The sequence below is a fragment of the Lujinxingia sediminis genome, assembly GCF_004005565.1.
Taxonomy (GTDB): Bacteria; Myxococcota_A; Bradymonadia; order Bradymonadales; family Bradymonadaceae; genus Lujinxingia; species Lujinxingia sediminis.
Genome location: NZ_SADD01000019.1, coordinates 24882 through 45641, shown reverse-complemented (window position 1 = coordinate 45641; position 20760 = coordinate 24882). Strand labels below are relative to the sequence as shown.

The following is a 20760-nucleotide window of genomic DNA, read 5'->3' as shown; positions in this document are numbered from 1 at the left end:
GCTTACACTTGTGGCCGACACCCGGGCATGGCTTCTTCTTAGAAGGGTACGCACAGACCATCGAGGCAGCGCGAGTTATCTGCACAGTCACTGCTCACGGTGCACTCCGGATTGCTCTCGTGGGCGGCCACACAGTAGCCCTCCACGCAGGTATCTCCGGTGCCGCCGATGATCTCGCAGTCTTCGTCGCAGGTGCAGGCGGAGCGGCATCGCGCGTTGACGCAGTCTTCATCGGGGTTGCAATCCGCGCCTACCCGGCACTGGGGACCCGGGCGGTGATCGGGGCGGCAGACACCGGCGCGACAATACTCGCCCTCGCCGCAGGCCGCGTCGCTCTCGCAGCGGTCCAGGCAGAAGCCGTTGATGCAGCGTCCTTCGCCGCAATCCTCATCGTAGACACACTGGTCGCCGCCCTCACGATCGGGCTGGCAGATGCCGTCCTGGCAGACCTCGGAGGTGGGGCAATGAAGATCGTCGGTGCAGGTGACCTGGCAGCGCCCGTCGAGGCAGAGCGAGCCGAAGGGGCATTCGTTGTTGAGCACGCAGCCGTCCAGAGGGCCGCAGCCGGCCTGGCCCCCATCATCGACCGGGCAGTCGGCATCGTCGCCGCTATCGGAGCCATCATCGCCGGAGTCGGTGCCCCCGTCGCTATCGTCGCCAGGGCCGGCATCGCTGCCGCCATCGCCTGTATCGGCGCCATCATCGCCGGGGCCAGCATCGCTGCCGGTGTCGTCATCATAAGGGCTGTCACTGTCGCGGCAGCGGCCGTTCACGCAGCGCTCATCGTCGTTGCAATCCGAGCTCCAGCTGCACTCCGCCTCGGCGCAGACATCGTCGTCACAGACGCCGCTAAAACAGTCGCTGTCCCGATCGCACTCGCAACCGACTTCGCCCTCGCCTCCCCAGGCGTGGCCCTCTTCGACAATCAGGCAGGCGCTCGAGAAGAGCAGCAACCCCATCACCATCAACAGCTTGAGCAGATGTACCATGGTCGACCTCCAGAAGAAGTGGGTCGGGCGGTCGATTTTTCGCCCGTTTTTTCACACAATGACGAGCGCCCCTCGATCGAGGCCTCAAACCCTTGGTCGAAGATGCGGCGAGTTTTTGTGCGAACCTTTTCACGCGCTCTGGAGACAGTATGACCCCACCCCTCTCACCACCGCTTCGTTGGCCGATGATTCTCCTTCTGGCCGGCGTGCTCGCCTGTGGTGACTCCACAGATTCGCCCGATGCCAGCGAGCCCGATGCTGGCGAGCCCGATACCAGCGAGCCCGATGCAGACGAAGAGCCCGTGGATGTGGATATCTCTACGGGGGAGGGACCCCGGGTGGAACCCACCGAGACTGCGCCCACGCTGGAGATCGGGGGGCAGAGTTACGTCTTCTCCCGCGCCTACTTCGGCCTGACCCATCCCGATGCCAGCGACTCCGGGCGCACCGAACTCTACATCGAAGCTCTGGAGGGCGGAGATGAGGGCTGCCCCACCGAGACCGGTGCTTCGCCGGCGCGCAACATGCTCGTGCAGGGCGTCTTTCTTGATGACGAGGGCGTGCCCGGCGCCGAAGACGCCGGGCTGATTATCCTCGATTACATGGGGGATTTTGTGCCGCCGGAGGCCAACCCGCCCGTCTTGCGCAACGATGGCAGCCCGCAGTTCACCCTCGTAGAGGCCGAGATCTGCGAGAGCTGCGTCGGCGAGCCTCAGCCCGAGGGCTTTCTCAAACTCTTTGTGGCCAGTGACACCACCGAGGGCGGTGTGATCCGTGGCATGATCGAAGCCACCCATTGCGAATCCCTCGACCTGCTACCGCCCGCCGGCTGACCCGAGGCGCGCGTACCGTTGAAGTCTCAATGCGGCGGTTGTGTGTGTTGTAGGGTGTTGTTTTTAAAGGGTTTTTGGTGCCCCTGTGTGCGGAGCACCCTTCGCCCTGACTGAAAAAACAAAAAAAGCGAACGCTGCTTCGGGGCAGCGTTCGCTTTTTTTGTTCGATCGGCTCCGGCGGTGCCGGCGGCCTCGCTCAGTGCGAGTGGGTGCCGTCGATGCCGTGCGGGTGACCGTGGTCAAGCTCGTCGGCGTTGGCGTCGCGGATGCCCTCGATCTTCACGTCGAAGAAGAGGGTTTCGCCTGCCAGGGGATGGTTGTTGTCGACCATGATCTTGTCGCCTTCGATTCCCACGACCCACAGGGGCATCTGGGAGCCGTCGGGCATCTGGGCGGCGAACATCATGCCTTCGTGAATCTCGGCGCCGGGGGGGAAGGCGCTGCGCTCGACGGGCTGCGGGCCGGGGCCCTGCTTCTCGCCATAACCATCGGCCGGGGCGACCTCGGCTTTGAAGGCGTCGCCGACTTTTTTGCCGGTCATCTGGCTCTCCAGGCCGGGCACGATGTTGCCGGCGCCGTGGAGGTAGGCCATCGGCTCCTGACCTTCGGAGGAGTCGAGGACTTCGCCCTCTTTGTCGGTCAGGGTGTAGTGAAAGATGACGACTTTGTCGTCGGCGACGACAGCGTTGAGGTCGGACATAAAAGCTCCTGAAACGTGAGCGTGTTTGTGATGCCAAAAGATCAGGTCAAGGCGTCAAAAGCGCGTCGACGCCAACCCGTTCGGCGTAGCGTGGGTCCAGCTCCTGGACCTTTTGGAGCAAGCTAGTTGCGAGAGGGCGATCATTCAAGCGCCGCAGGGCTATCATCGCCAGCTCATAGGCCTGCCGGGCGTTGAGAGCGGGTTGTTTTTGCAAGAGCTCGATCTGGCTGCGCACCATCGCGTCGGGGGCGCCGGAGCGCGAGGCGATCTGCAAAAGCCCCAGCCCGGCGGCGATGTTATTGGGCTCGAACTCCAGGGCGCGGCGGAAGTAGCGCTGGGCTTCTTCAAAATGATCTTCGCCGCGGGCCATGGTGATTTGCCCGTCGGCCACCATGATGGCGGCCTGCTGTTGCGGACCGGGAGCGGAGGGCTGAAGCACCGCGGAGTTTTGCGCCGTCGGAAGTTGATTCAGTGCGAGCGGGGGTTGATTCTGCGCGGCCGGGGGTTGCGCGGTGGGAAGTTCGTTTTGCGCGACCGGATTTTGAGCGACCGGGGGTTGGCTTTCTTCGCCCGAATTCTGCTCCGCGGTGGGCTGGTTTTGCGCGACCGGGGGTTGCGCCTCAGCGTTATTCTGTGCGGTGTTTTCGGTGTTTGCGCTGCTCACGGCGTTCTGGGTGGCCCCGGTGGTGCGAGCCTGGCGGGCCTCCAGCCGGTTGATCTGCTCGGCGATGCCCGCGGCGTTGAGTCCGCGGAAAGGGCCAAAGGCCGGGTCGAGCTGGCGGGCGCGCTTAAAGGACGCAAGCGCCTGGCCGGCCGCCGAGCTGTCGCGCTCCATGCGTGCCAGCTGCAGGCTGGCGTCGAGCACGTGCACCACCGCCTCGTCGCCACGTGTGGCTTTGAGCTGATCAATAAGCTCGCGGGCCTGGGGTTCTTGCCCCAGCTGCACATAGCTCCAGGCCAGTGCCGGAGCGGCCGGGGAGGCGGGGCCGCCGGCCTCCACCGCGTCCTGATAAAGCGCCACAAGCTCCATGTAGCGCCCGGTGAGCAAAAAGACCTGCTCAATCGACTCCAGGCGCTGCACCACATCGGGGCGCGTGAGCAGCGTGGGGGCGTTTTGCACAAAGCTGTCCGCGATTTCTCGGTAGTTGGCGCGCTCGGCCTCCGAGAGCCGCGTTGGCGCGGAGGCGCGGGCGGGCTCGGCCTGAAGATCGCGTCCCGACCAGGGGCTTAAGTACACAAGCGAGTCCGCCTCTGGTAGGTCTGCTTCCGAGCAGCCGGCGGTGACCAGGGCGATGGCGCCCAGGAGCGTCAGGCGCAGCGCGCGGCCAGCAAGTCGATGTCGCGTCATCAGTTCAGTCATCAGGGTGCCAGACATGGCGTCCTCGTTTTGAGCCCGGGAGCAGCGAGACGTTGAGCAAACTCACTACAGCCAGAAAGCCTTCCCGGGCGATCATCGCGCTGGGCACCAACCTGGGCGATCGGGCCCTGGCGCTCAAGCGCGCGCTCGACGCCCTCGACCACCTGCCGTGCAGCCGCCTGGGCGCGCTCAGCGCGTTTTATGAGACGCAGCCGCGCATTGTCGAGGACCAACCGCTCTTTTTAAACGCCTGCGCCGAGCTCTTCACCGAGCTCGCTCCGCTCGATCTTCTCGACGGCCTGCTCGCCATTGAGCGCGCGATGGGGCGAGTGCGGCTGCAGCCCAAAGGACCGCGGGCCATTGATCTGGATCTTTTGTTTTATGAGGACCAGATCCTCGATCATGCCCGGCTAACGCTTCCGCATCCGGCGATTGCGGAGCGCGCTTTTGTGCTCGTGCCCCTCTGCGATATCGCCTCCGATCTCACGCACCCGGTGCTTGGCGTCAGCGCCCAAAACCTTCTCGAAGGCTGCGATGATGCGGGCTGGGTGCGGGTGTTCGAAGAGGCGCCGGCGCTGAAGGTGTTGTTGTGATTGCGTTGGATACTTCAATGAAATCAGTGGCTTGATGGGTTCGCTATGATCGGGTGCCAGGCACCCGATCATGGTCAAGAAGATCGAATGCCTGGCACCCGATCGTGGTCAAGAAGATCGAATGCCTGGCACCCGATTATGGTCAAGAAGATCGAATGCCTGGCACCCGATCATGGCTGGAAAACGATCGAACGCCTGGCACCCGATCATGGGCAATGTGATCGAATGCCTGGCACCCGATCGACCTGATTAACCCACCCCCAAAAACCTCGCCTGCACCGCACGCAACTCATCGCGCAACTTGGCAGCATCCTCGAAACGCAGCTCGCGGGCGGCGACCTTCATCGCCTCGCGCAACTTCTCGATGCGCTTTTCCAGAAGTTGCGGCGTCTCTTCGGCGTCGGGGCTCAGCACGCCGGAGGTGTCGTCGAGCAGGGCAGCGGCCTTCTCGTAGGGGCTGGCGTCGGGAGCTGCGTCGGGATCCGGCGGCACATGCTGCTCCAGATCCGAGATCTTTTTGGTGATCGTGCGCGGGGTGATGCCGTGTGTTTCGTTGTACGCCTGCTGAATCTCGCGACGACGGTTGGTCTCCTCGACCGCCTCTTTGATCGAGCGGGTGAGGGTGTCGGCATAGAGGATGACCTTGCCTTTGGAGTTACGCGCCGCTCGCCCGATGGTCTGAATCAGGCTGCGCGTCGAGCGCAAAAAGCCTTCTTTATCGGCGTCGAGGATTGCCACCAATGAGACCTCGGGGATGTCCAGCCCCTCGCGCAGAAGGTTGATGCCGATGAGCACGTCGAAGACGCCTTTTCGCAGGTCGCGAATCAGGTTCATGCGCTCAATGGTGTCGATGTCGCTGTGCAGGTAGCGCACCTTCACGCCGAGCTCTTCGAGGTATTCGGTGAGATCTTCGCTCATGCGTTTGGTGAGCGTGGTCACCAGGACGCGCTCCCCGGCGTCGACGCGCTGGCGAATCTCGCCATAGACGTCGTCGACCTGCTCGAGGGCCGGGCGGATCTCGATCTCAGGGTCGATAAGGCCGGTGGGGCGGATGATCTGCTCGACGACCACGCCCTCGCATTTCTCAAGCTCGTAGTCGCCCGGGGTGGCCGAGACGAAGATCACCTGGTTGATGTGATTCTCCCACTCCTCGAACTTCATCGGGCGGTTGTCCATCGCGCTGGGCAGGCGAAAGCCGTGCTCCACCAGCGTGGTCTTGCGGGAGCGGTCGCCGCGGTACATGCCGCCGATCTGCGGCACAGTGACGTGCGACTCGTCGATGACCAGCAGGTAATCGTCGGGAAAGTAGTCGAACAAACAGGGCGGGGCGGCGCCCGGGTCGCGGCCGGAGAAGTGGCGCGAGTAGTTCTCAATCCCGTTGCAGAAGCCCATCGTCGCGATCATCTCCAGGTCGAACTGCGTGCGCTGCTCCAGGCGCTGGGCCTCCAGCAGCATCCCGCGCGCCACAAGCTCCTCGAGGCGCTCGCGCAGCTCGGCCTTGATGGACTCCATCGCCAGCTTCTTCTTCTCGGGGAGCACGGCGTAGTGGGTGTTGGGGTAGACGGCGATCTTCTCAAGCTGGCGCAGGCGCTTTCCGCGCAAAGGATCGATCTCGTAGATCGCCTCCACCTCATCGCCGAAAAACTCGATGCGAATCGCCTTATCCTCCTCGTGCGCCGGGAAGATCTCGACCACGTCGCCCCGCACCCGAAAGGTACCGCGGTGGAAGTCCATGTCGCGACGCTTGAACTGCATCTCCACCAACTTCTCCAGCACGCTGTCGCGGCGCACCTCATCGCCCTCCTCCAAAAAGAGCAACATCCCCATATAGGCCTCGCCACTCCCCAGGCCGTAGATGCAGCTGACCGAGGCCACGATGAGCACGTCGTTGCGCTCAAAGAGGCTGCGCGTGGCGGAGTGGCGCATGCGGTCGATGGCGTCGTTGATCGCCGAGTCCTTCTCGATGAAGGTGTCGGTCGAGGGGATGTACGCCTCGGGCTGGTAGTAGTCGTAATAACTTACGAAATACTCCACGGCGTTATGAGGAAAGAGCTCCTTGAACTCCGCGTAGAGCTGGGCGGCCAGCGTCTTATTGGGCGCCATGACCAGGGTGGGTTTGTTGACCTGCGCCACCGTGTTGGCGATCGCAAAGGTCTTACCCGTGCCGGTGGCGCCGAGCAGCGTCTGGTAGCGCTCCCCACGCTGCAATCCCTCGACCATCTGCTTGATCGCCGTGGGCTGGTCGCCCTCTGGCGAGTACTCGGTCACAAGCTCAAACGTTTTGGACTCACGCACGGCCACACCTCTACGTCATTCCGGTTTACCACCGCTTCGCCACGGCGACTCTGCGCCGGCGCATCACCACCTGTGATCCGGCGCGTGTTCACATGAATGGTAAGCGCCAGAATGCCGGTACATCTGTACAGGCGTGGGTGGTGAAGATCAACGGTTGGGTCCGAGAACTATTCCACCCGATGGTCAGCCCTTGCGTCCCATCAACATACCGCTCCCATCTCGTAGAGGCGCCCCTTGTGGGCGCCCATTCGCCCCCCGAGCACCGATCCCGTAAAAGCCTTTGTGTAAGGCCCAACACACCGACACATCGAGAAGGGGGCGGGCACAAGACCCGCCCCTACGACATGGTAGGGGAATGACCGAATCCACCTCTCCCGTAGGGGCGCCTCTCGTGGGCGCCCCCGCGAACCTCGATGAACGGAGCGACTGATAAGTTTTTGATTTTATTTGGTTTCCTGTTGCGACTTCGGCTGCGGCGAGCGATGAGAGAGAGGTAGGCTCGCCGAACGCAACTGCTTTCAGGAAGGAGCGATGACTTCATTTCAACGACTTGATTATCAACGCACGATCATCGGGTACCACGGCTGCGATAAGGCTGTGGCGGCCGAGGTCTTGCAGAATCATCAACATCTACGCCCCAGCGAAAATACCTACGACTGGCTCGGCAAGGGCGTCTACTTCTGGGAGCACGCACCCCGGCGCGCGCTGGAGTTTGCCCACGAACAGAAGCGCCGTGGCAAGGTCGAGGAACCCGCGGTCCTGGGTGCTTACATTCATCTGGGACGGTGTTTCGACCTCACGGATGTGGAGCACACGCGGCAGCTGGGGGTGGCCTATGGTGACTTTAAAGACATTCTGACAGATGAAGGCCAGCCAGTGCCGATGAATCGAGCAGCGTCAAGCGACGACCATGACCTCCTCTTGCGAGAGCTCGATTGCGCGCTCATCAACTGGTACATGCGTCGGTTGGACAGGCAGGCTGGAGTTCCTTACGCTTATCAGACGCTGCGCGGCGTGTTTCAGGAAGGTGCTGCGGCCTTTAACGGTTCAACGATACGAGAAAAGTCGCACATCCAGATCTGCGTGCGAGATACCCAATGCGTCATCGGATACTTCTTGCCGACCACGCATTTTTGAGTAGGAGAAGACGATGAGTGAAAGCCCCTACGACATTTTCGCCAATTACGACTACCGCAAGACTGACGAGTATAAGCTGCACGAGCGGGCAATGGCGCGTGTTCGTGCGATGACCCGGGAAGAGAGGCGCCAGACGATGATCGACGCCGGGATTCTCAGCGAAGATGGCGAGCTCGTGGAGCGCTACGGGGGTACCGCGCCCAATCCGGAGGATTGAAGCGTTCGGAGCACCTGATGCGTCTTTGAGCAGGACAAGACGATGAGCAAAGACCCCTACGACATCTTCGCCAACTACGACTACCGCCAGACGGAAGAGTACAAGCGGCATGAGCGGGCAATGGAAGAGCTTGACGCCATGACCCCTGAGGAGCAGCGCCAGACGCTGATCGACGCCGGAATTCTCAACGAGGACGGCGAGCTTGTGGAGCGTTACGGGGGCACCGCGCCCAATCCGGAAGATTGAGCGACGCGCCTTCTGGTTGAGAGCAAAAAGACGCCGGTGTGGCCTTGAGGGCCGCGCCGGCTTTTTTGTGTGGCGAGCTGGTGTGCCTTTCAGGCGTCAATTCCCCGCCGGCGCCTCCACCTCGCTGGCCTCTGCGGAGCTGGCTTCGGCGGAGCCGACTTCTGTGGTGTCGGAAGTCTTGGGTTGGCCATCCAACGCGAGCACGATGGCGATCACCGCAATGAGCGCGACGATGGCGAGTGTGATCAGAACCTGTTTCATCGCCTCCCTCCTGGCGAGTGGGTGGGGCGCCCGGGCGTTCGCTGATGGCGTGGCGCGCGGGTGGTCTGCCCCGGTCTGGGTAGTCAATGAGGTCAGACTACCGCGAAGGGGGGATGATAGGAAGTGGCGAGACGTAGCGAATGGTGAAGGAGGAGGGGCACGCCTAGAACCCGACAGGAATTCGCACCTCTGCAGGCAGCGCGTCGTGGATCCGATGCACCTCGGAGGGCGTATACGAACCGTCGCCATAGGCCTGAATCAACGCGTCAAAGCACCAGCGAAGCGCCTTTTTGCCCGCCACCTGCCGCGCCACGATGTTGAGGATCGCCGCGCCAATCTGCTCCTCGCCGTCGACGCAATAACGCCGAAACGCTGCGCGCGTTGCATACCCCTTCAGGATCGCCAGCGTGATCTCGCCCAGACCGCCGGGGATCTTTTCAAAATTGATCAGTCGCTCACCATCGACCGTGGCCACCTCCAGCGCGCGGCAGAAGTAGGCGGCGAGCACCGCGAAGGTGATGTCGTCGTCGAGCTCCAGGCCCGGTGCGTCGCGGAGGTCGAGGGCGGCTTCAACGAGGCGGGCGGTGAGGGGATCGGCAGAAAGTTCGCTCTGGTGGAACCAACGCGCGGTCTCGGGGGAGAGCAGGTCGAGGGATTGGGGATCGAGGGAGAGTGGGGGAGTCATGGGACCTCCGGAGCGTCGGGGCAAAGCCAGAGTGGCGCGAAGTGTTCTCTCGATATAGCAGGCCGACCGGTGGGCGGCGAACCGTCAAATGATCGTTATACGACCACCTGATGTTTCGCAGATCTGGGTGCGCCCCGCTATCAGGAGGTGAAAGGGCCCAACACCCCACCCCAACACCTCAGGAGTTTCGATGAGCTTCTTCATCCCCGACCGCAGCAACCGCCCCACCGACGCCGACGACCCCACCGGCGGCACCCGTGAGCTGGCCACCGACAACCCTCCTAAAACCATCGAGTTGGCTGATGGTCGGGTGGCAGTCGTGGAGGCTGCCAACGTCGATGGTTTTCATATGGTCTACTATTACTTCGACGCCACGGGCCTGGAGGGTGCCACCACCGCGGATCTGCAAGCGTTTATGGCGCGCTCGGGGTATCGCTTTGGCGCCGAGCAGCATCCGGAGGTCTCGATGTACTTTTCGAGCTCGGCGACGAGAGACGCGCAGGGGAGGGGGATCTGGGAGTTTTGTGTGACGTATGAGTGGGGGTGATCGAAGGGGAAGGGCGGAGGCGTCCGGCCCCTGAGGTAAAAATTTCTCTCCCGGGGCGGAAGCTTCCGGCTCCCGAGGTAAAAATTTCTCTCCTGAGACGGAAGGCTCCGGGCATGGAGCGAAAAATCTGCGCACAAGTGCGGAAAGCTCCGATGTTCTGGCGAAAAATCTGCGCATAAGTGCGGAAAGCTCCGGGCCTGGGGCGAAAAATTCATCTCCCGAGGCGGAAAGCTCCGGGCCTGGGGCGAAAAATTTATCTCCCGAGGCGGAAGGCTCCGGGCCTGGGGCGAAAAATTTATCTCCCGAGGCGGAAGGCTCCGTGTTTTCTGTGAGATGTTTCGTCTCCCCCCCCTACCGCTCTCCCCTAATTGAGAAAATTCACCGGCTTTTTCGGCAGGATCACGCCGGGGCCGGCGAGAGCGAGGGTGTGCCTGGAGTATTGAGGGAAGCGGCGTGGGACCAGGTCGCGCGTTTCTGCTCGATGGCGGACTTGAGTGTGGCAAGCTCTTCGATACTCAGGCCGTCCCCGAAGACGGCAAAACTTGCTGTGTTCCAGCGGACTACAAGATGGTTGTCTTCGAGCATTCCTAACCACGAGCCCAGCGCACCGCGGTTAATGAAGAGTTTGTTAAGGTCTTCAAAAGGAATTCGGGCCTGTTGACGGACCGATGTTGGGCCAGACTCGATGAGTATGAGGCCGTCATCGTCGATCAGCAGGGTTCGAGCCCCGTAAGCGCGAAACAGGTCTTTAAATGTGTAAATTGTCAGGAGATAGAGTGCGGCGAAAAGCGTGCCACCCACCGTGGCAATAATGAGGAAGGGTAGAAGAAAGGATTGATCTAAAAGAGGAGAAAGGAACGCGTTTAAGTTTGTGGTTAGTTTATATAGTAGAACAATTGCCAATACGACGAGGGGCACAACAAACAGGCTTCCGAAGAGGGCGCTGATTATCGCCGGCCCCTTTGGATAGGGAGGAAGGTCAAAACTCGTCGGGTACTCAGGCGATGACATGCTGTCAGGTGTTTCGCTGGTTGAGCCGTTAGCGGTTAGTGGCGAAATGAGGCCACTTTCATAGCTGATATGGGAGATGTGTTCCGAAAAAGTTAAGCATACATCGTGGGCTTCTAAAAGGCTGTCGTAGATCGCGAGGCCATGTGTCCGAACGTCGTTTTCAAATAAATTTATATTCAACAAGGTACGGAAGGAGGCGCCTTGTTCGGTAGACCCGAGATCGACCGACGCAGGTTGACGTAGGGAACGTGGCTTTTTTGAGAATAACGTCCAGAGGCTTCGCTGCTGAAATGTGGCGGGTTCCGGTGAACGTTTGAACGTCCACGCTACAGGGTCAGTTTTTGTTTTTGCGTAGGCTGAGGCAATGATTGGCAGGAAGAGTAGGGTAAGCGGGATAATGGAAACATAAATAAAGCTGGATTCGTCCGAAAATGCGCTCCAGCCGTAGGTGTCCAAAACATCGAAGAATGCTATTAACGCCACCGTCGCCAGGATAAGCATGAACATGAACCCCGGCTTATTACGATGGAAAAGGGTGGTTTGAAGGGCATAGGGGGTTCTTTCGATGTGAATCGCATCGTCGTCAAGTTTAGCTTGGAGAACGGGTGGGGCGTTTCGAATGTACATAATGGCTCTTTGGCTGGTTAATGGGGGCATTGTCGTCTGATTATTTAGCGATGATGAAGCTCAGGGTTTGAAGCACGCTCAGGGAGGGCGATGTTTTGCGAGAGGAATCCATTTGGATTCAGCGCCGAGAAAACGCTTTTCACAGCGCACAACGCTATGTGGGGGAAACTCCCAGATTTCCGTGTCGGCACTGAAGTCGTTGGGAATCAGGAGTCGGAAACGGTCACCTCCCAGGCGCTGCGCGGGAACGGGGCGCCAGGCGTCCAGTCCTTCGTCGAGGAGGCGGACATATATTGTGGTGGTTGAGGTCATGAGCAAATCACAGGTCTTTCAGGTCTTCAGCAAGGTCGCCCACGAGCTTATTCGGTACGCGGTGCCACCACCAGCTCAGGTCGCTCTTGTCTCGGGAGTGCTTCCAGGGTGGAGATTCAACGAAGGTTGTGACGCGACGATATACGTCATCGAGCACCTCAACTCTTTGTTGGATGAGAGCACTGACGGAGTCCGAGTTGAGTTCAACAAACATTCGCTCCAAATGATCGCGAATCGATAAATCATTCTCATAATCGTAAATGGTGAAGGTGTAGCCACGCGCGACATCACGTATAAAGTCGGCCCACCTATCTAGGAGAGATTGAGGTCTTTCGGTGTTGGAGTTCATTATATCTTCGAGGTTCTCGATAATTGGTTGATGATTCCGAAAAGATTATCTGATAAGATGTAGGGAATCTTATTAAACAATCGGCTACATACATTGCGGAGGCAACGTGAATGAAAAGGATTTGTTGGACCTCTTGGGTAATAGCGAGTCTGAGTGGCTGGATTATAAGCAGCAATGGCCAGACAACACAGTCACTCTGATTCACGACCTTCTTTGTCTTATGAATGCCTATGCAGAGAGTGATAGGTTTCTCGTTTTTGGTGTGGATGATTCCCAAAACGTGGTTGGTGTTGAAAGTGATGACAATAGAAAGAGTGCTGCCGAAGTCCATGACTTGATTAGAAACTCGAAGTTTAATCGTTCTACCTCACTCAATGTGAAGTCATTTGACGTGCACGGAAAAACTGTAGATGTTGTCATTATTGCCGACCGTCCGGATAAGCCGTTTTATCTTAAAGCAGACAAGCGAAAGGGAAAGGAAACGATTCGGGCGGGCGTTATTTATACACGTTTGGGGAGCACGAACATTCCTTTGAAGGAATGTGCGCCAGATGACTTAGTTGAGTTGATGTGGCGAGAGCGATTTGGCTTCGATTTAACACCACTTGAGCGTTTTGAACGGCTGGTCGATGAAAGAAGTGAATGGGTTCATGTTGAAGATGATAGTTATATTTACCATAATAAATATCCTGAGTTTACGATATGTGACGGCAAGGGCCTGAATCTTGATTTTAAGGAGAGCTGGACGGTGAAGTTTATGTCGTGTCGCGCCTCGAGCTTTGAGGTAGAGCTTAAATATCACTCTACAATCTTGAAGAGGTTAGTTTTTGTGAATTGTGATGGCGGTCGTTATCGTCTCCCGTTGCCGGATCCTATTCACAAGGACAACGGTGGCGGATATAAGATTGAAAAAGATAGTCTCGCGTTTCGAGTTGCTCATCTTTTTTCGCAGGCATTTGATGATATTGAGACGATACTTAGAGGTGCTGGAGTGAATATTATAGAATAAGGATCCTCTTGGATGACTAGGATTAAGGCCGGCGACCCTTCTCCGGTTTCCCCCCTCCACCGCCCTCCCCTAATTCAAAAAATTCACCAACTCCTCCGGCGGGATCACCCCCTGGCGGGCCAGGTCGATGGCGCGCTCGGAGAGCGGTGTGAGGCCGGAGGCTTCAGCGGCCTGGCGCAGGCCGGAGGAGGGTTCGTCGGCGGCCAGGGCGGCGCGGAGCTGGTCGGTCAGGGGCAGAAGCTCGACGACCGGGGTGCGGCCGCGGGTGCCGTCGCCGGCGCAGGCCGGGCAGCCGGCGCCGCGGTAGGTTTTAAAGCCCATCGGGGCCCCTTCGGGGAAGAGCTTTTGGGTGAAGGCGGCCGGGGCGGTGAAGGGTTCGCGGCAGTTGTCGCAGATGCGGGCGGCGCTGCGCTGGGTGAGGATGGCGCTTAGGCCGTGGGCCAGGGCTTCGACCGGGACGCCGAACTCGCGCAGACCCTGCAAGACGTGCAGGGCGCTCTTGCCGTGCAGGACGCCGACCACGCGCACGCCGCGGCGCGCAAGGTTCAGCGCCTGCATGACGGTTTGCGGGTCGGGAAAGTCGCCGATGCCGAGGACGTCGACGTCAAAGCGCACGAACTCGGAGATGGCGGCGTCGAAGCCAAAGCCGCGCTCGGGTTGGATGAGCGCCTGCTGCACGCCGGGGATGGTGGCCAGGATGTCGTCTTCCAGCGAGGCGACCTTGAGGCGGCGGTCGGCGCCCAGGCGTTTGAGGAGCGCGTAGAAGGTCTGGGATTTTTGTTCGTGGCGCGGGCCGACAATGAGAAAGAGGCCCGGGGGCCCCTGGAGGACGGCGTCGAGATCGCCGACCACCTCCGCGTCGAAGCCGAGCTCTTCGAGTCCCGCAGGCTCCTCGCCGCGGGAGAGCAGCTTGATGGAGAGCTGTTCGCCGAGGATCGAGGGCATCACGTGGATGTGCAGGTGGTAGGTGCGGGCGTCGCGCACCCAGGAGAGGCGCCCGCGCTGGGGGATGACCTGCTCCAGGGGGTCGAGATGCGCGCTCATCTTCAAAAATTCGACGAGGTAGGTGATCTCGGGGGCGTCAAAAGCCAGCTCGGCCACCTCAGTCAGGCCGGAGGCCATGCGCAGACGTACCGAGGCGCCGTCGGGCTGGTTGTCGATGTGGATGGTGGAGGCGGAGACGCGGTGGGCGGCGCGCAGCACGTTTTCGAACTTCTGCTCGACGCGGGTTTTCAGGTTGTCTTCGTGCACGTCGCCCGGGCGGCGGCCTTCGAGGAGCGTGTTCCAGAGGTGGTCGAACTCCTCGTGGCTTACCAGATACGTCTCGATCTGGGTGGCGTCGAGGATGCGGGCCAGCTCGATGGTGGGGGCGTCCGGGTCGATCGTGGCGACGGTGAGGCGGCCCTGGTAGACGAGGAGCGGGATCACCTGGTGGTGGCGCAAAAAGGCCCGCGGCACCGAGTAGACGAGCTCGTGGTCGGCGATCTTTAAGAGCGTGTCGACCGGCGCGAGCAGAAAGCCGCGCTGAATGGCGAGCGCCTTGATCAGATCGCGCTCCTGGATGCGGGCGCTCTCCACCAGCGCCTGGCCCAGGCGCTGGCCGCGGGCGTCGGCTTCGAGCGCGGCGAGTTCGATGTCGGAGCGGTCGGCGACGCCGAGCTCGACGAGGATGTCGCCGAGTTTGGAGGAGAAGCGCAGCTGGCCCAGGCTCTGCTGATCGTAGGTGTCGGGGCCGGTGCGTTCGATGCACACGATCTCGGGGTTTTTATCGCCCTCGGCCACCGGCACGACCATGCGGCCTCCGATGGCCAGGCGTCCCTTGAGTTTTTCGGGCACGCGCGGTGCGATGGCCGAGAGCAGGATGGCGTCGTAGGGGGAGTTGAGCGCGTATTCGGTGAGGCGCGGGCCGTGGAGGATATCCACGTTGGCGATCCCCGAGCGCTTGAGGCGGCCTTCGGCGAGTTTGGCGAGCGGCAGGCGGCGCTCCACCGAGTAGACAAAGGAGGCCAGGCGGCTGAGCAGCGCGGCGATGTAGCCGGTGTCGGTGCCGATCTCCAGGACTTTGGCCTCCGGGGTAAGTTGCAGCGCGGCGATGAGCTTTCCGACAACTTCGAGCGGGGGCAGCGCAGTCGCGGCGCTTAAGGGCTGCTCGGCATCCTCGCCGGCGGCCATGAAGGTGCGGCGCGCGACCTGATTGAGGACCTCGACCACGCGCGCGTCGTGCACGCCGCGCGCGGCGTACCAGTCGCTGTCATGCTGCTCATGAGGCTCGGGGAGCGCGGGCGGGTCGAGGGCGATCTCGCTGACTTCGCTTAAGACTTCGATCTGAAGATCGTCGTCGAAAGGATCGACGAAAGCCTCTGAGCTCTCGCTGACCTCGCTGACCTCGCTACCTTCGCTGACTTCAGAGGCATCGGAGGCGTCGCTGACTTCAGAGGCATCGGAAACTTCGGAGACGTCGGAAACCTCGGATACTTCGCTCACTGCCTACCTCTCGGATGGATGGCTTCAAAAAACAATGCGTTGATGAGCAGTTATCTTAGATCACATGAAGAGGGGGGGACAAAGCGAAACGCCGTGCACGGGTGCCAGGGCATCGATCATGATCGGGTGCCAGGGCCTCGATCATGATCGGGTGCCAGGGCATCGATCATAATCTCGCACGGGTGCCAGGGCATCGATCATAATCTCGCACGGGTGCCAGGGCATCGATCATGATCGGGTGCCAGGCACCCGATCCCACCGTCCCCCCTGATTAAAATTACTTGATGCGCCAGGTGGTGCCCTCGGTGCTGTCCATGATCTCGACCTGGAGGGCGTCGAGTTCCTCGCGGATGGCGTCGGCGCGGGCCCAATCTTTGGCGTCGCGGGCCTCTTTGCGCTGGGCGATGAGCGACTCGATGTGGTCGGCGTCGAGCTCAAGTGCTTTGACCTTGAGGTCGCGCAACTCCAGCAGCGCGCGCTGCGGCTCACGCTGAAGAAGGCCCAGGATGTTGCCGGCGGTGGTCAGAAGCTCGCGCAGCTTAAAGAGGGTGTAGGGCTCATCGCCTTTGGGCTTCTTCTTGGACTGGGTGGCGTCGTTGATGGCGCGCGCCAATTCGCCGATAAGCGCCAGGCCTCGCGGGGTGTTGAAGTCGTCGGCCATCGCCTCATCGAAGCGCTCCATGAAGCCTTCGATGAACTCTTTGCGCTCGGCCACAAGGCCGGTCTGGGGCGGGGTGGCCTCGGCGGCGTCGAAGCCGGCGCGGGCCAGGGCTTCATCGATGCGGGTGATGCAGGTGTAGAGGTACTCGACGCGGCTGGCGGCCTCTTCGAGCTGCTGGACGGCGTAGGTGATCGGGCTTCGGTAGAGCACCGTATGCATGAAGTAGCGGATCGCCTCGGGGTGAAAGCCCTGCAGGACGTCGCGCGTCGTCCAGAAATTGCCCAGAGATTTCGACATCTTACGCTCAATTCGCTCGCCGTCCTCCGTGGTCTCGGCGACGTTGACCATGCCCACGTGCATCCAGTTGCGGGCAAAGGGCGCGTGGCCGCAGGCCGCCTCGGACTGAGCGATTTCGTTTTCGTGGTGCGGGAAGATCAGGTCGCGGCCGCCCCCGTGAATATCAAAGCTGTCGCCCAGGTAGCGCTGGCTCATCGCCGAGCATTCGATATGCCACCCCGGTCGCCCAAAGCCCCAGGGCGACTCCCAGCCCAGCTCGCCGGCCTCGGCGCCCTTCCACAGGGCGAAGTCAAAGGGATGCTCCTTGATGTCGGAGGCCTCCACGCGGCCCGAGCGCCCCGCCTCCATATCGTCGAGCTTGCGGCCGGAGAGCTTGCCGTAGTCGTCAAAGGAGCTGATGCGAAAATACACATCGCCCTCGACCGCGTAGGCATGCCCGCGCTCAATGAGGCTTTTGACCATCGCGATGATGTCGTCGATATGCTCGCTGACCTTCGGCTCCACATCGGCGTGCGCCACGCCCAGCTGGCCCATATCCTCGTCGAGCGCCTCGATGAAGTGCTGCGAGAGCGAGAGCGGGTCGATGCCCTTCTCGGCGGCGCGCTTGATGATCTTGTCGTCCACGTCGGTGTGGTTGCGGACAAAGGTCAGGTCGTAGCCCACGTGGCGCAGAAAACGCTGCACCACATCAAAAAAGATAAAGACGCGCGCATGCCCGATATGCGTCAGGTCGTAGACCGTCACCCCGCAGACATACATGCTGACCTTGCCGGGCTCGGCCGGCTCAAGGGTTCGCTTCTGGTCGCTCATGGTGTCAAAGAGGGTGATCGGTCGGATGCTCATGCTACGTCGCTCCATGTTTTTCGTTCAGGGGGGCCAATAGTTCGTTCAGGGGGCTAACTGCCGTTGGTAGGGCTCTAGCACACGGAAGCGGCGGTATAAAACACGCATCAGCATCAGCCCCCAGGACGAATCCTGCGGCGTCGCTGCGGGCTCGCGGTAGCGCTGCTACAGCTTCGCCCTTGCTCCTTGCAGGGCTTCGCCCTGGAGAGCTGATGATCTGGTGGTACGCGTTAGAATAAGGTTCTGTCCGGGTGCCAGGCGTTCGATCGTGTACGGGTGCCAGGGCATCGATCATGCTCATCGTGACCGGGTGCCAGGGCATCGATCATGAACATCGTGACCGGGTGCCAGGGCATCGATCATGAACATCGTGACCGGGTGCCAGGCGTTCGATCCTGATCATCATGTACGGGTGCCAGGGCACCGATCAGATGCCGAGAAGGCGTCGCGTCGCATCGAGGAAAAATCCTGCGACGACTTCGGCTGGTGAGCGATCGCGCTTTCGGGCGGCGGGGTTTTTCTCGAAGAAATAGGTGCCGCGGCCTTCAAAAAGATCGACGACCAGGGGTTCGCGCTCCGGGTCGAGAAGGTAGGGCAAAAAGGTGGCGGCGCGGCGAGTGCGGTAGCTGAGGCGGGTGTCGAAGCCGAGGACGTTGGGCTGGCGTTTTTCGGCGCGGGCCGAGGCGTCGTGGAGAGGGTGCGCGCTCACATCCCCGTAGCCCTCCAGAATGAGCGAGCCGGTGCCGCTGAAGATCAGAAAACGCACCTGGGAGGTGGCCCAGGCGTGGAGGTTAAAGAGGCGCCAGCGGGCCTCGATGCGGATATCGCCGCGCACTGCCACCACGCGTGAGGCGCGAAAGACCAGCCCGGGGTGCTCGTGGAGGTCGACGCGCATCAGGTAGGCGTCGGCGTCGTGGGGAGAGCCCAGGAGCACCTCGCGGAGGGGCTCCTGGTCGGGATTTTGTGCGGCAGGTTCGCCAGCGGTTTCAGGGGGGTGTGTGCCCTTGAGTCGGGTGAGCAAGGTCAACCCGGAGATAAACGAGATGTTGGGGGCGCGCCGGTCGAAGAAGAGGGCGGTGGAGGCGCCCTGGCGGTCGGAGAGGATGTAGCCGGGTCTGGCCAGCAGGCGATCGCCGGGGGCCAGGGAAAGGGTGAGGGTGCGCTCGGCCGACGAGCATTGAAGTTGGGGACAGGCAAACACGGCGCTGCCGGACTCGCCATCGGCGGCGTCCCGGTCGGCCGGCGGCGGGGCCAGCTGAATGCCCGGCGCGCGGGTCAGAAGGGGAAGGCCGACAAAGTACCAGAGCGTGCGGCGGATGTAGGGGGAGAGCGCGATGAGCAGGGCGATGGCCAGCAGGCCCGGCCAGCGTTTCTGGAACTCGAGGATCAGCCAGCGCTCGCGGCGCAGGCGTTCTTCTTCGGTCTGGTAGCTGTGGGCCTGCTCAAGCAGCGCAGTGCGGGAGGCTTCGAGCTCCAAGAGCGCCCGCTCACTCTCTTCAAGGTGGGCCTCAAGCTCGGCGGTGGAGGCGTTGAGGCGTTCTTCGGCGCTGGCGCGGAAGCGCTCGGCGTCCTGGCGGGCCTGGGTTTCGATCTGGCGCGCGCTGCGGGCGACGGCCTGGCGTTGCATCGCGGCGGAGGCTTCCAGGCGTTCGACCTGGGCGCGAAGGGTGCGACAGGTCCACCAGTCCACCGGGTTGAGGCTTGCGCAGTAGCGTGCCTCCATGCGGCGAGTGCTTTGTTCGACGGCGCGCCGGCTCTGCTCGACGCTCTGGCGGGTGCGCGCGACCTGATCGCGGGCGGCGGCCTCCATGCGCGCAAGCTCGGCGCGGGTTTCCTGCTCCCAGCTCTGCAGCGCGCGCTGGCGCTGGTGGTCGATGGCCACGATGCGGGCCTGGTGACCGCTGGCGAGTGCCAGCTGCCGGGCAGCCTCGGCGATGTCGCGCTCGCGTGCGTTTTGAAGATCATTGAGGCGCTGCGGGGTCTCGACCACTTCGCGAAGATGCGGCCCGGCCTGCCCCAAAAGGAGCGCGCCTGCAAAGAGCAGTAGCATCAGCCCGGCCACGATCAGCAGGGCTTTGAGCAGCGCGGCGGTCAGGGCGGCAACAAGGCGCATGGCGGCGTCTTCCGGGCGATGAGAATGGGGCGGCGAAAGGTTGTGCGGGGGAGGCGCGCGTGTGGGCGCATTCAGAACATCGGGCGCCCACACCGATCATCCCGCCGACTTGAAACGCCGCGGGTGTCGGCCCTTCCTGCCGGGGGGAGGTGGTTGATGGTGTCGGGCACTATGTGCGGCAGAAGCGCGTCGAGGGTTCGTCGATCTGGCCGTCGCAGGATTCACCCTGGGCCGGACAGTTGAAATCATTGACGCAGACGCGCTGGCAGGAGGCCTCAAGGCCAGCGCGCGGCCGCACGCAGATCGTACCCGCCACACACAAGCCCAGGCTTCCCCCACAGGGCTCACCGGCCTCAATCAACCCCGCTCGCCCGCAGTACGCGCCGCGCTCGCCAGTTTCGGGATGGGGGCGCACCACGCAGTCGGCGCCGGCCGGGCAGTCCTGCTGCAGAAGATCGCAGGGGGTGGCGGCCGGCTCGCAGGTGCCCAGCGCCTCGTGGCCGGGCAGCGAGCCGGAGCACCACTGGTGTTCGGGGCAGCTCTCCAGCTCGGAGGCGTCGCAGACAATGCGGCAATGCGGCTGCTCTTCGCCGGCGGAGCGCTTGCACACCATGCTGGCGCCGCAGTCGATATGCACCTCGCAGGGCTCGCCATCGCCGCGGGTGTCGTTGAGCAGGGCGCAGCGCGGCGCGTCGCCGGCCGAGGCGCCCAACACACAGGCGGTGGGACCGGCCTGGCGTGTGGGGCAGGTTTGAGCGAGCAGGTCACAGCTCTGTGGGAAGGGCTCGTCAAAAGGACCGGCGTCGGGGAGGGCGGCGTCATCCGAGCCTGCATCGGGCAAGGGACCCAGCGGTACGTCGGCGTCGGCGCAGGCCGCAGCGAGCAGAAGTGTGGTGAGCAGCGCGAGGAGCGTGCTCAGGGGGCGATGCCGAAGGTCGGGCGTAGGGGAGGTGTGTGCTCTGTTCATAGGTGGAGCGTAGCGCGGTGGTGGATACACCACAACACGGTGGGCCTTATCGTGATGGTGGGCCATGGAGAGCGGTCTGTATGTGCCCGCCTGTCAGGGTGACCTCCCCCCAAAAGCGGTCGAGGTGTGGCATTGTGCAACAGCACCTCCCATGTCAGGAGGTCTGTGTGTGCCAACCTGTCACGGAGACCTCCCCCCAAAAGCGGTCGAAGTGTGGCATTGTGCAA

19 protein-coding genes are annotated in these 20760 nt (G+C 61.9%); 7 read left to right on the top strand and 12 right to left on the bottom strand.

The annotated features are described in order from the left end of the window. Positions 1-38: 38 nt before the first annotated feature. Positions 39-989 (bottom strand): DUF7107 domain-containing protein, encoded by a 951-nt coding sequence (locus EA187_RS19285; protein WP_127781347.1) that lies wholly within the window; start codon positions 987-989, stop codon positions 39-41. 149 nt (positions 990-1138) lie between these two features. Between EA187_RS19285 and EA187_RS19280 the strand changes: the two genes are divergently transcribed. Continuing rightward, entirely contained in the window at positions 1139-1822 is a 684-nt protein-coding gene (locus EA187_RS19280; RefSeq protein WP_127781346.1) for a hypothetical protein, read from the top strand. 196 nt (positions 1823-2018) lie between these two features. Here the strand turns inward: EA187_RS19280 and EA187_RS19275 are convergent, their stop codons facing one another. Together EA187_RS19275 and EA187_RS19270 are read right to left on the bottom strand one after the other, a co-directional pair. After that, positions 2019-2522, bottom strand: a complete 504-nt coding sequence (locus tag EA187_RS19275) for an FKBP-type peptidyl-prolyl cis-trans isomerase (RefSeq protein ID WP_115608280.1) — start codon at positions 2520-2522, stop codon at positions 2019-2021. Between the two features lie 46 nt (positions 2523-2568). Then, positions 2569-3870 carry a tetratricopeptide repeat protein gene (locus EA187_RS19270; protein WP_127781345.1) on the bottom strand — a complete coding sequence of 434 codons (1302 nt, stop codon included), beginning with the start codon at positions 3868-3870 and terminating at the stop codon, positions 2569-2571. A 62-nt stretch (positions 3871-3932) separates the two neighbouring features. Between EA187_RS19270 and folK the strand changes: the two genes are divergently transcribed. Then, positions 3933-4472 (top strand): 2-amino-4-hydroxy-6-hydroxymethyldihydropteridine diphosphokinase, encoded by a 540-nt coding sequence (folK, locus tag EA187_RS19265; protein ID WP_115608283.1) that lies wholly within the window; start codon positions 3933-3935, stop codon positions 4470-4472. 249 nt (positions 4473-4721) lie between these two features. On the opposite strand, the gene uvrB is transcribed toward folK, so the two are convergent. Then, the gene (gene uvrB / locus EA187_RS19260; RefSeq protein ID WP_127781344.1) at positions 4722-6767 is read right to left on the bottom strand and encodes an excinuclease ABC subunit UvrB; all 2046 of its coding nucleotides are present in this window, start codon (positions 6765-6767) and stop codon (positions 4722-4724) included. A 531-nt stretch (positions 6768-7298) separates the two neighbouring features. On the opposite strand from uvrB, the gene EA187_RS19255 reads away from it, so the two are divergent. The 3 genes from EA187_RS19255 to EA187_RS19245 are packed head-to-tail and all read left to right on the top strand — an operon-like array spanning position 7299 to position 8367. After that, positions 7299-7904, top strand: coding sequence for a hypothetical protein (locus EA187_RS19255; protein WP_127781343.1), 606 nt, complete (start codon positions 7299-7301; stop codon positions 7902-7904). Positions 7905-7917: 13 nt separating this feature from the next. Beyond that, positions 7918-8121: a hypothetical protein gene (locus EA187_RS19250; RefSeq protein WP_115608286.1), complete on the top strand. Its 204-nt coding sequence runs from the start codon at positions 7918-7920 to the stop codon at positions 8119-8121. Between the two features lie 42 nt (positions 8122-8163). Next, the gene (locus EA187_RS19245) at positions 8164-8367 is read left to right on the top strand and encodes a hypothetical protein (RefSeq protein WP_127781342.1); all 204 of its coding nucleotides are present in this window, start codon (positions 8164-8166) and stop codon (positions 8365-8367) included. 96 nt (positions 8368-8463) lie between these two features. Here the strand turns inward: EA187_RS19245 and EA187_RS20500 are convergent, their stop codons facing one another. Together EA187_RS20500 and EA187_RS19240 are read right to left on the bottom strand one after the other, a co-directional pair. After that, positions 8464-8628: a hypothetical protein gene (locus EA187_RS20500; protein WP_164856412.1), complete on the bottom strand. Its 165-nt coding sequence runs from the start codon at positions 8626-8628 to the stop codon at positions 8464-8466. 163 nt (positions 8629-8791) lie between these two features. Further along, on the bottom strand, positions 8792-9313 hold the full coding sequence (locus tag EA187_RS19240) for a hypothetical protein (RefSeq protein WP_127781341.1): 522 nt from the start codon (positions 9311-9313) through the stop codon (positions 8792-8794). Between the two features lie 190 nt (positions 9314-9503). On the opposite strand from EA187_RS19240, the gene EA187_RS19235 reads away from it, so the two are divergent. Then, a complete protein-coding gene (locus EA187_RS19235) occupies positions 9504-9860 on the top strand; it encodes a hypothetical protein (RefSeq protein WP_115608296.1) in 357 nt (118 codons plus the stop codon). 399 nt (positions 9861-10259) lie between these two features. Here the strand turns inward: EA187_RS19235 and EA187_RS19230 are convergent, their stop codons facing one another. Both EA187_RS19230 and EA187_RS19225 read right to left on the bottom strand, forming a co-directional pair. Next, a complete protein-coding gene (locus EA187_RS19230; RefSeq protein ID WP_115608298.1) occupies positions 10260-11498 on the bottom strand; it encodes a hypothetical protein in 1239 nt (412 codons plus the stop codon). 319 nt (positions 11499-11817) lie between these two features. After that, a complete protein-coding gene (locus EA187_RS19225; protein ID WP_127781340.1) occupies positions 11818-12159 on the bottom strand; it encodes a hypothetical protein in 342 nt (113 codons plus the stop codon). Between the two features lie 106 nt (positions 12160-12265). Here EA187_RS19225 and EA187_RS19220 point away from each other — a divergent pair, with 106 nt between their 5' ends. Further along, positions 12266-13168 (top strand): AlbA family DNA-binding domain-containing protein, encoded by a 903-nt coding sequence (locus EA187_RS19220; RefSeq protein WP_164856411.1) that lies wholly within the window; start codon positions 12266-12268, stop codon positions 13166-13168. A gap of 69 nt (positions 13169-13237) precedes the next feature. Here EA187_RS19220 and EA187_RS19215 read toward each other — a convergent pair whose 3' ends face one another. The 4 genes from EA187_RS19215 to EA187_RS19200 all read right to left on the bottom strand — a co-directional run bounded on the left by EA187_RS19215 (position 13238) and on the right by EA187_RS19200 (position 20533). Beyond that, positions 13238-15652, bottom strand: coding sequence for an ATPase, T2SS/T4P/T4SS family (locus EA187_RS19215; RefSeq protein WP_127781338.1), 2415 nt, complete (start codon positions 15650-15652; stop codon positions 13238-13240). 277 nt (positions 15653-15929) lie between these two features. Next, positions 15930-17453, bottom strand: a complete 1524-nt coding sequence (gene cysS, locus EA187_RS19210; RefSeq protein ID WP_127781337.1) for a cysteine--tRNA ligase — start codon at positions 17451-17453, stop codon at positions 15930-15932. 427 nt (positions 17454-17880) lie between these two features. Then, complete coding sequence (locus EA187_RS19205; protein WP_127781336.1) at positions 17881-19566, bottom strand: AIM24 family protein; 1686 nt, start codon at positions 19564-19566, stop codon at positions 17881-17883. A 169-nt stretch (positions 19567-19735) separates the two neighbouring features. Beyond that, the gene (locus EA187_RS19200) at positions 19736-20533 is read right to left on the bottom strand and encodes a hypothetical protein (protein ID WP_127781335.1); all 798 of its coding nucleotides are present in this window, start codon (positions 20531-20533) and stop codon (positions 19736-19738) included. Between the last annotated feature and the right edge of the window lie 227 nt (positions 20534-20760).